Source organism: Microcoleus sp. PH2017_34_RAT_O_A (assembly GCF_020737885.1).
Lineage (GTDB): Bacteria > Cyanobacteriota > Cyanobacteriia > Cyanobacteriales > Microcoleaceae > Microcoleus.
Window position 1 is genome coordinate 76301 of record NZ_JAEQDD010000020.1, and the last position, 14992, is coordinate 91292.

The following is a 14992-nucleotide window of genomic DNA, read 5'->3' on the forward strand; positions in this document are numbered from 1 at the left end:
GCGAGATCAATTGTCTGGATTTGGGGTGATGCGAGGTTGATAAGGGCGATCGATCTTTTCAACATTCTTTCGGCTGCGATTAGCTTTGATGATTAACTCAATCCCCTGAAATATCATTCCCTGAATCACATCCAGGGCGGGTTTCCCAGATACTACATCGAGATTGCCCTTCACACCAATGATGGCTGCTTGCAGGATAAATGCACTTGCGATGACTCGCCACACAAACTTTTGAGTAGCTTTTTGTGGTTGATTCTTCTGGATAGGCATTGAACTCACCTTGTTTTTGGTTTACAAGGTCAATTGTTTTTTTGGGTTTTTCCCCAAACAACTTCCCCACGCAAACCTGGGAATGCTTGTAGAATGAGGATTAGCAGCTTGGGGGTGCAAGCTGGTTTGGGCAACTCAAAAATTTTTTAGTACGACTTACGCACGGGTGGCCAGAAACCGGGTTTTTTTACGAAAATCCTCCGCCGTAGTCCGCAGATTAGGTAAAAAACCCGGTTTCTTTGTCGGGAGTGGGTAATCCCAAATCCAGGTTTACGGCCTCTTGATTCTTGAGTCGGCGTAGGCCGACTTTGTTTGTATAGAAGCGGTTTCAACCGCCGAATCATCTGTTTAGGTTTTCTTTATCGTTGCGGTATGCCAAGAAATAGTGGTTGGGGAGAAACAGAGCAGAAAAATAGCTTAAACTTAGTAGAAGCTTTACTCTCTCATGCAGATGAATCACTGGAGTTAGACGACGCACTCAAAACCGCTGTTCAGGTTGAGTGGGTTTCTGCTAACCAGTTGCGCGTGACAGGGAAAGAAAAGCAGAAAACAGGGAATCGAATTGTTGATGTTGGCACACGGAAGGAACATTTAGTTACACTGATCAAGAAAACTGGCAAACGCTTAGAACTTGGCAAGCGACAAGGAAGCCAGCAAGACAACGAATTGGATGCAATTCAAACAGTCATTGACCGCTTGAGAGATTTGGAAGTGTTGAAGGAAGATCCCAACAATAAAAAAACTCAAGGTTATTGGAAATTCACGCTGACGCTGCAACACCAAACAGAATCAAGGGATCGGAATCTGGCTGTAGTTAAACAGAAATGGCAAGAAAAAACAGCTTCAAATGTACCGGAATTATCACCGATACCCGATAAAAATATCGACTGGCGCGAAATTTGCGACCAAGTTTTAGAAACACAACAACTCCGCCGCCAAGCAACAGCGCAACAATATGAATTAAATATTTACGTTCCCTTGGGATTAATGGAACGTCCCAAAACGCCAAACCCCAGAACAAATGCGATAGGGGAAGATTCGCGATCGCAGAAAGAACCAGAACTGCAAATCGTCCAAACTTATAAAGATGATGCTTTTTTCCAGAAAGCAATTGCCGAAAATCGCACCGAAAAAGGCAAGCATATCGCGATTATTGGCGAACCGGGTGCGGGAAAAACTACGCTGTTAGGAGAATTAGCGGAACGGTTGCCGAAAAATTCCCCAGATTTTCCGATTTGTATTCGACTGGCAGATTTACGGGAAAGCACCATCGAAGATTATTTACTCGATAATTGGCTAAAAAAAGCGCTACAATTTATCGATGCTGATGCGGAAAATGTAACCCCAGAAATCAGAAAAGCACTCAAACAACTGTTCCGTCAAGGTAAAGTCTGGTTGCTGCTTGATGCCGTAGATGAAATGGCGGCGGAATCGCCTGTGCAGGCGTTGGCGAAAATTCGGGAACAACTGACTGACTGGGTGGGTAAGGCGCGGGTGGTGCTAACTTGCCGTCTGAATGTTTGGGATGCAGCGATTAGCAATACCCTGACAAATTTTGATACTTATAAAACGTTGGAATTTGAACCCGATGATGTCGATGAGTTTATTCACCAGTGGTTTGAGCAAGCGAGTCAGGATGAGAAACGGCGCAATTCTGGCAATGAAAATTTTTGGCATTCCCAGGGAAAACGCTTACAGCAAGAGTTAAAAGCACCGGGCAAAGAGCGAATTCGGGAACTGGTACGCAATCCCCTGCGGTTGTCCATGTTGTGTCAGTCTTGGTGCGTACCCGAACAGGATTTGCCGTCAACGAAGGCGGCACTTTACGAGCAGTTTACCACTTATTTTTTTGAGTGGAAACAAGAGGAATTTCAGAAAAAGCACCGAGTATTAAAGGAAACGGATAAAAAACAGATTCAACAAGCTTTGGCAAAGTTGGCTTTAGCGGCAATGGAAAGCGCTAATCGGTTTCGGATTGAGCAAGATTTTGCCATTGAACAGATGGAGGAACAGTGGTTTAATTTAGCTGGTGAATTGGGATGGTTGGTTTTAGTTGACAGGGATACCCGCACAAAAAAGCCTGTTTACGCTTTCTTCCATCCGACGTTTCAGGAATATTTTGTGGCTTTGGCTATTGATGATTGGGATTTTTTCTTACCTCGCAATCATATTGATAAACCTGTGTTAGGCAAGCGATACCGCATTTTTGAGCCGCAGTGGAAGCAGGTAATCTTGCTGTGGTTGGGGCGTGAAGATGTAGAAAGGAAGCATAAAGAGGAGTTTATCCAAGCGCTGCTACAGTTTGATGATGGGTGTGGTAAATTTTCTAATATAAAACCACTATATAAAAGCTTCTATGAGAGTCAAGCCTATTTTCTAGCCATAGTTGGTAGTTCTGAAGTAAGACATTTTGTTTTATCCGATAAATTTGTCGGTGAAATAGTTAGTCAGAGTCTTTGTGATTCAGATTTATTGCGTGAAGTTGCAAGTACAGCGTTAGTACAATTAGATCGCACTCAAGTAATTAATAGTTTAGTCCAATTAATTCAGTTTATCCAAAAGTGGAATCCTCATGATAAATTGAGCCTCTGTTATGCAGCAGAACTTTTAGGAAAAATCGATCTTCATAGTGATTTGGCTCTTAATACTCTATTAAATCTATCTTTAGCAAATAGATACAATGATTACTCAATCCGTATTCAAGCAATAAAAAGTTTAGGTAAAATTTGTAAATATCATCCTAAAGCAATTAGTTATCTAATGGATTATTCTAAGTATGCTTTTGATAAAAATATTCGTTTAGAGGCGATAAGTAATTTGATAGATGAAGTCAATATATCTGCTCCTATAATTGCAGATGCTTTACCTCTAATTGTAAAGGATTTACTTGAATTAAGCAAAGGTGATAATTATGAATATAGCTTAGATGAACCTATATTTTTGTTAGAAAAGATCGCTCGGTCAAGCTCTATTGCTGTTGATGCTCTAATCCAGTTAATCCGATTTCCAAATAGACATAACTTTTTTTTGGTAGCATATAGTTTAGGAAAAATTGATGAAGGTAAACGCCTTGCCGTTGATGCCTTAGTCAGTGTAATCCAGAATGATTGGTGGAGAAGCGCTTACAGCGGGAGAGCAGCAAGTATTTTATGGAAGATTGGCGCAACACCTAGTTGCATTGTTGTTGATACCCTTGTTAGATTAATCCAGAACTGTGAATATGAAGATACCTGTTGGCAAGCAGCATATAGTTTAGGAACAATTGACCAAGGCAACCCTATTGCCATAGACACCCTAATCACACTAATTCAAAATTCTCAGGATAAAAATATTCGTGCAGAAGCGGCTGCAAGTCTAGGGCTAATTGACAAAGGCAATTATATCGCTATTAATACTCTAACTAAGTTAATTCATAATTATTGGTGGGATGTTTATACTCGTAGCCAATCCGCTTACTACTTATTGCAAATTGAGCCAGGTAACTCTCTTGCTATTAATACCTTAATGAAAGAGATTACAAGCTATTCTTCTAAGGAATGGAATCGTAGAAGTGCGGCAGATAAATTGAAGATAATTTTGCGAGAATCTGAAATAAAGCAAGTTATCGCTGCCCTGAATCATTACTTATCAGCTAATCAATTTAAATATAACCATGAGCGATTCAATGCTTGCTACGAATTACTCTGGCATTATGCTCAAACTCTACCCTACCCTGAATTCTATCAAGCTTGGCACAGTGATAAGATTTTAAAAAAGTTATACCGAGCATTGTTCCATCCCTAACCACATTTGATGAAGTGCTTCAAAAGCTAATTTGCATCTCTACTCACCAATTCATCGACCCGGATAACCCAGCCCAAGAAATTTACGATGAAATGCTAAATCAAAATTGTCCAGAGTGGCAGAATGGGTATCCAGATACCATGCAAAAACTCAAACTGTATTGGAATTCCCTACGCCGCCAAAGCGAAATTCCCCTATTTTTCATCTGCTACGATTCCACAGCACTCTGGGCCACACCCACAGGATTTAGCGCTCCATTTCTCAAAGCTTTAAGCAAATTCGATCGCGCGATTTGCATAGTATGCGAAACAGAGGATATTGCGCTGCAAACTTTCTCACCCAGTCAACCGAACTTAATTGGGGCAATAGTTAAGTGGATAAAAGCCCACTAGAACAATTAAATTCTCACATCGAAATGGCTAAAATATAAATAGATAATGTATTATTTATTTAATTGCTCCTTGATTTTTAAACAAAAACTTATAAAATCTTGAAAACTCAGTAAGTGATCTGAATTTGCCTCAACTCTTGCGATGAGTTGTTTAAGATAATATTCTTCTTGCACTTCTCTCGGTCTAGGTTTACTATAAGATAAATGCGTTTTTGAAGCCAAACTACGTTCTTTAAAAATTCCTCTAAGATAACCTTCATGAAACAGAGCTTTTGTTTTATATCCGAAAATTTCCTTTGTATTTTCCGCATTTTGGACAAATTCGCTCGCTAAATCTTCAGGATTATCTTGACAGACATCAAAATATTTAATATATTGCTTCAAAATTTCATTATGTTGTGGATTTCTCACAAAAAATTTTCGATTTCCTAAAAACCAAGTTTCCAGACAAACTTTCTGCACAATAACTTCAAGTTGACAATTTACCGGTAGAGATTGAAAAGGTTTATCTTTTAATTCCGACTTAATTTGCTCATCAGCTTCCGCTTGTTTCTCCGAAACTGTAAAACGATCTGCGTCTGTGAATAAAACCAAGTAATTATATTGAGGAAATAGGTTTATTTCTTGGATAGCATTAGCAGTAACTCTATAGCAACTGGGAACGCCCATATCACTTTCGTAATAATAATTATTCTGAATTACCGCATCAAAACTATCCACTTCCGTCAATTCTGGAAGCAGCACAGATAACCACTTTTTATAAACAATCGGTTCTGTCTTTCCTTCAAATACAAAATACAAATTCATACTACGATTGTTTTTCGAGAATTTTGTTTAACTGAATAAATGCGTCTTGTTTAGATTTACCTAGATGATAATCCGAGGCATTACAGGTTCTAATGTGTCCGCCTTGTCGAGTAACAATTTTCCAATATTCATAGGGAATATTATTTATAATATAAGGGTGATGACTGGTGGCAATAAATTGCAAGGTTTTATTTTCGTGAATCAGGTCATCAGTTAAGATATCAATACAATTAATTCCCAAACTATTCTCAAATTCATCAATCAATATTACCGAACCTTCATTTGAAAGAAAAATTTCGCCAAGATGAATAATTGTACGTAACATACCCGAAGACATCCTATCTTCCCTAATCCATTTAGGCACAGATTTCTCTTTGATAGAAATAACAGGGACAAATATATCAGCAAATCCTTTGAACAAGTCGTCTGTTTTAAAAGGCTCAACTCTGACATCTTCGATTTGTTGAAAAACATCAATGAATCTTGACTTAATTGCTTCAAAAATATCTAACTTATTTTCATAAATCAGATATAGCTTAGTTCTAATATCCTCATCGCTATTTACTATGCTCTGTAAGGTTTGATATTTGTTTTTAATCGAGTGCAAAGATTGCTTTGAGCTTCTAAGACGCAGACCGTTGATTGTATGGTCGCGATATTCTATTTTATTTAGAGCATCAAAAGCTTCTTTTATAACAGTTTCTTCTTTTAATAAATACATCATTGATTGATGTGAAGAAAGCTTTGGTATTTGGCTATTTTTGAATTTTATATCCTCTTTATTCCGCTCAAATAATACCTCATTTTTTGAAATCAGTTTTTCATAAATAAATGATGGTTTTTCATTTTCATCTGGGTTTTCTTTTTCAGGATCGTCAAAATTTAGTTCATTGGTTTCAACAGTATCAAAACCACCTTCCCAAATAAATTCAGTGTTATTTACAGTAGAAAATATGATTTTCCATTCTAATCCATTGATAGCTTTTCCATTGGCTATACGTTTTAAATCGATAATTCCACGCAAGATTTGGGTTTTGCCTGCACCTGATATGCCAACTAAAAGAGTTAAATTGGATGAAAATTTAATTTCATCAAAATCCCAACCCAAAAAATGATTTTTTAATTGGAGTGAAATAATTTTCATAAGTTAATTCTTTTTGTTCAAATTGCTAAAAATATTTAAATTGTTGCAGTTGAGCAATATTGTAGCATGGAAGAAAGAGGAGACGATCGCAAAACTTCAACCCTAAAATAGGCTGAAAATCTCTCCCCACTTCCCCCATCAACCCTTGACGCAAACCACCTGCTTCAGAGTCGCCACAACTTCCACCAAATCCGACTGCTGACTCATCACCTCCTCAATCGGCTTATAAGCCCCCGGAATTTCATCTAAAAATTCCTCATTTTTTCGACACTCAACCCCCTCAGTTTGCCGCACAAAATCATCAAGAGTAAATACATTCTTCGCTTTAGTTCGAGACATCAATCGCCCCGCACCGTGAGAACAAGAACAGTAACTTTCCACATTACCTTTGCCCTTCACAATGAAAGATTTTGTCCCCATCGAACCTGGAATAATCCCCAAATCGTCAACTTGCGCGCGCACAGCACCCTTGCGAGTCACATACACATCTTCCCCAAAATGCACCTCTTTTTCCGCATAATTGTGGTGGCAATTCACCTCTAAAAGTGGCTTCGTAACTTTGCCACCAGCGAGATGCTTTTCCACAATTTTCTTAAACCGATTCATCATAATATCGCGATTAAAACTCGCATAATCCTGTGCCCACTGCAAATCGTGCCAATAAGCAGCAAACTCCGGCGTACCCGCTACAAAATAAGCTAAATCTTTGTCAGCCAAACTAATTTCTGCGAGTTTAGCTAAATCTTTAGCAGTGTCGATGTGGTGTTGGGCTAGCAGATTGCCGATACCGCGCGAACCAGAGTGCAGCATCAGCCAAACCGAGTTTTCCGTATCAACGCAAACCTCAATAAAATGATTGCCGCCGCCGAGGGAACCTAACTGTTTTAAAGCTTTATTATCTTGGTGCTGCACTCCTTGATGCAGTTCCTTGAAATCGCCCCATCTTTGCCAGTTGGTGACAGATTTTTCGACTTCTTTATTTTCTGCAAATCCGACGGGAATTGCTGCTTCGATATCGAGGCGAATTTGTTTGAGTTTGCCTTCTAATTTGTTGGCGCTGAATGGCATTTTTACGGCCATCATCCCGCAACCAATATCCACGCCCACAGCAGCAGGAATAATTGCTTCTTTTGTGGCAATTACTGAACCGACTAAAGCTCCTTTTCCTAAATGTACGTCGGGCATTAATGCGACGTGTTTGAATACAAAGGGCAAAGATGCTACATTGGTTGCCATCTTGGTCTCTTTGTCGCCCAGGGCGTGATTTGCCCAGGATAATACTGGTTTTGGGGTGGATATTTCTAATTTTTCGTAGGGCATTTTTGTTTAAATATATTTAACTCGATCTACTGTGTAGTATATTTGTAGCACAAATATCGGCTAAGGTCAATAGCCCGATCGCCCAAAACGCGGTTTTCAACCAAAAAACTTACTTCAAACCTCGAATATCCGTTAAAAACCCCGATCGCAGGCAGAAAGTTTGTAGTGAGGACTTCAGTCCTCCAAAAGAGCGCCCTACAAGCTCAACCCGCTCGCAGTGCACACCCTACAGGCTACTTACAGGCGGTTATTTGTCGATCGCAAATATTAGTTGTTTCAGCACATCCAACCGCGAACAGTTCCAGTAATCGATGTGGGAAACGATTAAACCGTCGCCGTTAACCTTCAGTTCGCTTCTACCCGCGATCGCCATTTTCGGTTTCCAAGGTAGAGGCGCGATCCAACTCAGAGTCCAGCGAGTTTGTACAGTATCTCCAGACTGAGAAATCTCGTGCAAGTCGAGTTTAATCTGTTGAAAAAAAGTTCCCATAAAGCCGATCATTTTTCGGTAGCGATCGACTCCAGTAAATCGATTTACTGGGTCTTCAAAATAAACATCTTTTGCATAAATGCTGTAAGTCTGATTTTCAGGAAATCTGCGGTAGTCATCTTTAAGAATTTCCAGAATATTCATTATTATTAATCATACGCCTTAAATCACTATAATATAATCATACCAAAAAATAGGGTTTCCCATCCGGGTTCCCAGGATTCCCCAAGTTTTTAGAACAGGGTATAAATTCCCGTCTTAAAAACCTTGTCCTCAACTGTCAACTGTCAACTATCAACTGTCAATTATGATCGACCTCTACACTTTTACCACACCGAACGGCCGCAAAGTCTCGATCATGCTCGAAGAAATAGGTTTACCCTACAACGTGCACGTCATAGACATCAGCAAAAACGACCAATTTAGCCCGGAATTCATCGCCATCAACCCCAACAGCAAAATACCCGCTATAGTCGATCGCGATAACAGCATTACAGTCTTCGAGTCAGGCGCCATCCTGATCTATCTAGCCGAAAAAGCAGGCCAATTTCTGCCCACCGACAAACACAAATACTTTCAAGTTATGGAGTGGCTGATGTTTCAAATGGCCAGCGTCGGGCCAATGTTCGGACAACTAAACCACTTCAGACGTTTTGCACCCGAACAAATTCCCTATGCAATTCAACGCTACGAAAAAGAAACCCTGCGACTCTACGGAGTATTAGATTCTCAACTAGCAAAATACGAATACATTTGCGGCGAATATTCGATCGCGGATATCGCGACTTATCCGTGGGTGGCTATTTACGAATTTCAAGGATTAACCCTCGACAACCATCCCCACCTCAAACGTTGGGTAGAAAACTTGCAGAAGCGTCCCGCCGTTGAGCGCGGTATGGCTGTTCCAGCTATACAAAAATAGCACTTTTTGTAGCGGGCTAGGAGCAACGCCCCACAATCAAATATTCTGGTTTTGGGCGGGCTAGAAGCCCACCCCACAATCAAATATTCTGGTTTTGGGCGGGCTAGAAGCCCACCCCACAATCAAATATTCTGGTTTTGGGCGGGCTAGAAGCCCACCCCACAATCAACTTCACTCTTTCTTTGTGGAACGGGCTTCTAGCCCGTTCAAAAAAATCCCTCAAACCTAATCAGCAAAGTGCTTAATAATCGCTTCAGCAAACTCCGAACACTTTAACTCAGGTACAGGCGGCTCCATCAACCTTGCCAAATCGTAGGTAACTTCACCGTTAGAAATTGCCGCGCCCAAACCCTTCTTAATCAAATCTGCGGCTTCCTGCCATCCCATATATTCTAACATCATCACCCCCGACAAAATCAGGGAACCGGGATTAACTCGATCGAGACCGGCGTGTTTAGGTGCAGTGCCGTGAGTCGCCTCAAAAACAGCACATTCATCACCAATATTCGCACCGGGGCCCATGCCCAATCCGCCGACAATTGCTGCGGCAGCATCTGACAAATAATCGCCGTTTAAATTCATCGTCGCCAAAATTGAATATTCGGCTGGTCGAGTTTGAATTTGTTGGAAAATACTGTCAGCAATTCGGTCATTGACCATGATTTTTTCTTTCCACTTTCCGCTACCGTGACTTTCCCAAATTGCGGACAGAACATCGGCAACTTCTTTACAAATTACGGCTTGTTTTTCGGGTGTCAAAGCATCGTAGCCCGGATCTATTTGGCGGGCATTTTCTTCTAAGCTAATCTCGGAATTGTGCTCTTTGTTGCCGAGAATCCAGGACTCTCTTTCTGTTACGCAATCAGCACGAAATTCGGTGGTTGCCAACTCGTAACCCCAATCTCGGAAACCTCCTTCGGTGTATTTCATGATGTTGCCTTTGTGCACCAAGGTTACTTGCTGCTTATCTTTTGGCAACCGCAAAGCGTGGGTAATTGCCCGCCGCACTAAACGCTGAGAACCACTTTTGCTAATTGGTTTAATGCCGATCGCAGAATCGAGGCGTATTTGTTTTTTGCCGTGTTCTGGCGTTGCAGGAATTAACTCATTGTTGAGGTATTCAATTAGTTTGTTACCGATTTCACTGCCTTGTTTCCATTCAATTCCCAGGTATATATCTTCTGTATTTTCCCGGTAAATAATTACATCTAGCAGTTCGGGAGTTTTGTGCAGCGATGGGGTGCCATCGTAATATTTGCAGGGCCGCACGCAGGCGTAGAGGTCAAATATTTGGCGCAATGCTACGTTGAGCGATCGAATTCCGCCACCTACTGGGGTTGTCAGCGGGCCTTTGATGGCGACGCCGTACTCTTTGATGGCATCTAGGGAATCTTGGGGTAAATACTGGTAAGTACCGTAGACATCGCAGGCTTCGTCGCCTACGTAAATCTTGAACCAGTTGATTTTCCGCTGGCCTCCGTAAGCCTTTTCTACGGCAGTATCCATGACTTTCTGGGATGCTGGCCAGAGGTCTACGCCCGTACCGTCACCGCGTATGAAGGGGATAATTGGGTCGTTGGGGACGATCGGCGAACCGTCTTTGAATGTAATTTTAGAACCAGTTGTGGGGGCTACAATCTTTTCGTACATATCTTAACAGTGCGGATAGCAATTCTCCTTATTTTGCCACGATTATCTGTCTAAACCTCAAATTTTTCTAAATAATTGCCAAAAATTTGGATGACTTTATTTTTTACCGCACAGCAAAGCAGATGAACGCAGATAAACGCAGATTCTTTTGATGATGTCTTTATTTGCGATATTTTTCCTTCTGCATATTCTTTTTCACAACCCACAAAATAAAGCCGATGACAATAGTCACGGCAACTATTTTGGAAACGGGAGCGAGGTAATCATCTACAAGTGCATAATTTTCACCTAATTTATATCCGGCAAAAGTGAGGAAACTCACCCACAAAATTGTGCCGATTGTTGAGTAGACTAAAAACGGGATTAAAGCCATATTGTTGATGCCGGCGGGCAGGGAAATCAGAGTGCGAACTCCCGGTACGAGGCGACACAAAAATACGGCTTTGTTGCCGTGTCTGTTAAACCATCTATTTGATTTGTCAATATCTGCACCGGATACTGTAATCCATTTGCCATATTTGTCTGCTAAATTTCTCAAGCGTTCTTCGCTCAATAATTTGCCGGCATAGTACCAGGGAAGTGCTCCGAGAATGGTGCCGATTGTCCCTGCTGCGATCGCCAGGGTTAAGTCCATATCGCCCTTCGATGCGGTGAATCCTGCCAGCGGCATGATCAATTCTGAGGGGATCGGCGGGAACAAATTTTCTAAGAACATCAACAGTGCAATGCCGAGATAGCCCATCGACTGCATTGTGTTAGTTATCCATTCAACCATTTTGATTTAATAATTGGTAATAGGTAGTCAGTAGTCAGTAGTCATTAGTCAGTAGTTTGCTCGTTCCTAGGCTCTGCCAATTGGTGACAACTTAAGACTGAAAGCCCTGAGAAATGTCGTTTTTACCTGAGTCTAGATCCCCCTAAATCCCCCTTAAGAAGGGGGACTTTGAGAAGATTCCGGTTCCCCCCTTATTAAGGGGGGTTAGGGGGGATCTAGACTTCGACACAAACAAGAAAGACTATCGGTTTAACATTAACTTGCCAGCAATGGGATTGCCGCTACAACTCAATACTATGATTAAGTGCCCGAAGTCCAGGAGTTGGTGTACTCAATTTGATCGGGAGTCAAGGTATCAATGTAAATACCCATTGCTTCCAATTTGAGACGCGCGATTTCTCTGTCAACTTCCACAGGGATTGAGTGAATACCTGGCTCTAGTTTGCCTTTGTTTGTGACAAGATGTTCGGCGGCTAAAGCTTGGTTGGCAAAGCTCATATCCATCACGGCGCTAGGGTGTCCTTCGGCGGCGGCTAGGTTGATCAAACGGCCTTCGCCCAAGACAATAATCGACTTGCCGTTATTGAGACGGTATTCTTGAGTGAAAGAACGTACTGTCTTCACGCCAGTGCTTTTTGCACCGAGGGATTTGAGGTCAATTTCGATGTCGAAGTGACCGGAATTGCAAACCATTGCGCCGTCTTTCATGGTGTCGAAATGTTCGGCACGAATGACGTGTTTGTTGCCGGTGACGGTGATGAAAATGTCTCCGACGGTGGCTGCTTCGTCCATTGGCATCACGCGGAAACCGTCCATCACTGCTTCGATCGCCCGAATCGGATCGATTTCGGTGACAATTACGTTAGCGCCCATGCCGCGAGCCCGTTGTGCCGTGCCTTTGCCGCACCAACCGTAGCCTGCAACTACAATATTTTTACCGGCTAACAAGATGTTGGTAGCGCGGATAATGCCGTCTAGAGTGGATTGACCGGTGCCGTAACGGTTGTCGAAGAAGTGCTTGGTGTCGGCGTCGTTAACGTTCATGGCTGGGAAAGTCAGCACGCCATCTTTCAACATCGCCCGCAGACGTACAATGCCTGTGGTGGTTTCTTCGGTAGTTCCGATCAAGTCGGCAATTTGGTTGGGGCGGTGCTGGATCAGGGCTGCTACCACGTCGCTGCCGTCATCGATGATGATGTTTGGACGGTGATCTAGGGCTGTGTTAACGTGACGTTCGTAGGTAGCCGCGTCTTCTCCTCTCAGGGCGAAGACGGAAATGCCGTAGTCTTCAACTAGGCAAGCTGCTACGTCATCTTGGGTGCTCAAGGGGTTGCTAGCGATGAGTACAGCGTCTGCACCGCCCATTTTCAGCGCGATCGCCAAATGAGCTGTTTCTGTGGTGACATGGCAGCAAGCTGAAATACGGATGCCTGCGAAGGGCTTTTCTTTAGCGAAGCGTTCTTGAATTTGACGCAATACCGGCATTTCGCGGCCGGCCCACTCGATACGTTGCTTGCCCAACGGGGCGAGGGATAAGTCTTTGACTTCGTGTTTAATTTTGACGGATGTAGCTACCATTTATGTTATTTCCCAGAAATCATTCAACTTTGTTAGTTGTACCAGATTAACCTAGGTCGCTGCAAGTTCCCCGATTTATAGATATTGTGCCCGATCGACCTTTTTGACACACACCAGTCTCGCACTCCTCGCCATCAATCTTTTTTGTTAGCGCGGCGTTCTTGAATTATATGAATAACTGAAGGCACAAAAGAAAGTACAATTATTACACCAACAATCGGCAGTAAATATTGGTCAACTTTGTCCGGAGGAATCATCTTTCCCAAAAAATAACCGAGTAGAGTCAGCCCCACCGTCCACACAAACCCGCCGATCAGGTTGTAAAACATAAAAGTTTTGTATTTCATTGCCGCCACTCCCGCCACTATCGGTGCAAAAGTGCGGACAATTGGCATAAATCTCGCCAGTACAACTGCTTTTTGGCCGTGTTTTTCGTAGAAGTTTTCGGTTTTATCTAAATATTCTTTCTTAAACAGCCAGGAATCTTCCTTGTTAAATAAGCGACGGCCCCAGCGGTGTCCAGTTGCATAGCCCACATTATCGCCAGCCACCGCGCAGACAAAACACCCAAAAATTAGCGTCCAAATATTCATAGAGTTTGGCCCCGACGCCACAATTCCAGCAGCAAATAGCAAGCTGTCTCCCGGCAGAAAAAAACCGAACAGCAATCCGGATTCTGCGAACACAATAGCCCAAATTCCCAAATAGCCGAAGGTTTTAATCAGTTGCTGCAAATCAAAATTCATCTTTCTGTTTTTCCGGGGAATGAACTCAGCAGTACATATGACATCTCGGATATCATTGTCTGTTGAATATAGCATAAACGAGGGTCAGGCAAAATAATAAATTAGCCAGCGATCGATATATTTACCTAAAAATTTTTAGTTCAAATTTAACAATGGGCGCCATAATTCAACAAATCCAAACTAGCTTGTTAAATCTGCTGGGTCAAGCGATCGAGGCAATGCCTTCAATAGCAGCGGCTGTGGTAGTTATTGTGCTGACGAACACGGCAGCAAAGTTTGTTAGCCTCGCAGTCTCGGCAGCTACTCAACAGACTGTCAAAAGTTTATCCTTGCGATCGCTCTTGGTGCAGATAGCCTTTGCCCTCACTTGGGCGGCTGGCAGTTCGATCGCCTGCGTCATTGCTTTCCCGGCTTTGCGTCCCGGAGACATCATCGGTTTGTTAGGATTGGGTTCAGTAGCTGTTAGTTTTGCCTTCCAAGACATCTTCAAAAACTTTTTAGCGGGAATATTAATGCTGCTGCACGAACCGTTTCAATTAGGCGACCAGATAGTTGTAGAAGGCTTTGAAGGTACAGTCGAAGAGATTTCGATGCGATCGACTCAAATTATGACTTATCAGGGAGAGCGAGTGATTGTGCCGAATGCGATCGTCTTTACCAATTCAGTGCGGGTACTCACAGCCATGCCGCACAGGCGAACTGACTTGCCTTTAATTTTGGACTACGATACCGAACCTTCCTTGGCAATTGAAACCTTGGTCAAAGCTATTTCCGAAGTCGAAGGTGTTTTTTCGCAACCAACCCCAGAAGTAGATATTTCAGGTCTTAACGATGGTTCTTTGCATCTGATTGTCCGTTATTGGACGCTGCCGGAACTTTTCACAGGTGCGACGGACAAAAACCAGGGCTGTGGTGGCGATTCTAGCCGCGTGCGATCGAGCGGAGATTAAAATTCCTCAACCCGTACCGGTAAAGTTGTATGACTTACGCTCCTCGAACAACTCTGCGTCAAATTCAGCTAGCGACGCATAATTAAGGATCGCAAATTAAATAATTTACACAAGTTTGTGGAATGGGCGTCCCGCCCGTCCAGAAAGGACGGGCGGGACGCCCATT

13 protein-coding genes are annotated in these 14992 nt (G+C 42.6%); 4 read left to right on the plus strand and 9 right to left on the minus strand.

Annotation, left to right across the window (positions count from 1 at the left end):
• Nucleotides 1-6: 6 nt before the first annotated feature.
• The gene (locus JGK11_RS09665; RefSeq protein ID WP_293206706.1) at nt 7-270 is read right to left on the minus strand and encodes a hypothetical protein; all 264 of its coding nucleotides are present in this window, start codon (nt 268-270) and stop codon (nt 7-9) included.
• A 372-nt stretch (nt 271-642) separates the two neighbouring features.
• On the opposite strand from JGK11_RS09665, the gene JGK11_RS09670 reads away from it, so the two are divergent.
• Together JGK11_RS09670 and JGK11_RS09675 are read left to right on the plus strand one after the other, a co-directional pair.
• Complete coding sequence (locus JGK11_RS09670) at nt 643-4053, plus strand: NACHT domain-containing protein (protein WP_293206703.1); 3411 nt, start codon at nt 643-645, stop codon at nt 4051-4053.
• A 14-nt stretch (nt 4054-4067) separates the two neighbouring features.
• On the plus strand, nt 4068-4445 hold the full coding sequence (locus tag JGK11_RS09675; RefSeq protein ID WP_293206700.1) for a hypothetical protein: 378 nt from the start codon (nt 4068-4070) through the stop codon (nt 4443-4445).
• 50 nt (nt 4446-4495) lie between these two features.
• Here JGK11_RS09675 and JGK11_RS09680 read toward each other — a convergent pair whose 3' ends face one another.
• The 4 genes from JGK11_RS09680 to JGK11_RS09695 form a co-directional block, all read right to left on the minus strand.
• Nucleotides 4496-5251: a hypothetical protein gene (locus tag JGK11_RS09680; protein ID WP_293206698.1), complete on the minus strand. Its 756-nt coding sequence runs from the start codon at nt 5249-5251 to the stop codon at nt 4496-4498.
• 1 nt (nt 5252) lies between these two features.
• Nucleotides 5253-6395, minus strand: coding sequence for an AAA family ATPase (locus JGK11_RS09685; protein ID WP_293211408.1), 1143 nt, complete (start codon nt 6393-6395; stop codon nt 5253-5255).
• Nucleotides 6396-6533: 138 nt separating this feature from the next.
• Complete coding sequence (locus JGK11_RS09690) at nt 6534-7715, minus strand: RtcB family protein (protein ID WP_293211409.1); 1182 nt, start codon at nt 7713-7715, stop codon at nt 6534-6536.
• 247 nt (nt 7716-7962) lie between these two features.
• Entirely contained in the window at nt 7963-8349 is a 387-nt protein-coding gene (locus tag JGK11_RS09695; protein ID WP_293211410.1) for a DUF2358 domain-containing protein, read from the minus strand.
• Nucleotides 8350-8512: 163 nt separating this feature from the next.
• Here JGK11_RS09695 and JGK11_RS09700 point away from each other — a divergent pair, with 163 nt between their 5' ends.
• A complete protein-coding gene (locus JGK11_RS09700) occupies nt 8513-9127 on the plus strand; it encodes a glutathione S-transferase N-terminal domain-containing protein (RefSeq protein ID WP_293190605.1) in 615 nt (204 codons plus the stop codon).
• 225 nt (nt 9128-9352) lie between these two features.
• Here JGK11_RS09700 and JGK11_RS09705 read toward each other — a convergent pair whose 3' ends face one another.
• The 4 genes from JGK11_RS09705 to JGK11_RS09720 form a co-directional block, all read right to left on the minus strand.
• A complete protein-coding gene (locus tag JGK11_RS09705; protein WP_293183923.1) occupies nt 9353-10777 on the minus strand; it encodes an NADP-dependent isocitrate dehydrogenase in 1425 nt (474 codons plus the stop codon).
• A gap of 160 nt (nt 10778-10937) precedes the next feature.
• Complete coding sequence (locus tag JGK11_RS09710) at nt 10938-11552, minus strand: DedA family protein (RefSeq protein WP_293183920.1); 615 nt, start codon at nt 11550-11552, stop codon at nt 10938-10940.
• A gap of 300 nt (nt 11553-11852) precedes the next feature.
• Nucleotides 11853-13130 (minus strand): adenosylhomocysteinase, encoded by a 1278-nt coding sequence (gene ahcY / locus JGK11_RS09715; protein WP_293206694.1) that lies wholly within the window; start codon nt 13128-13130, stop codon nt 11853-11855.
• A gap of 134 nt (nt 13131-13264) precedes the next feature.
• Nucleotides 13265-13876 (minus strand): VTT domain-containing protein, encoded by a 612-nt coding sequence (locus JGK11_RS09720; RefSeq protein ID WP_293190606.1) that lies wholly within the window; start codon nt 13874-13876, stop codon nt 13265-13267.
• Between the two features lie 152 nt (nt 13877-14028).
• Between JGK11_RS09720 and JGK11_RS09725 the strand changes: the two genes are divergently transcribed.
• Entirely contained in the window at nt 14029-14826 is a 798-nt protein-coding gene (locus tag JGK11_RS09725) for a mechanosensitive ion channel domain-containing protein (protein WP_293183911.1), read from the plus strand.
• Nucleotides 14827-14992: the final 166 nt, after the last annotated feature.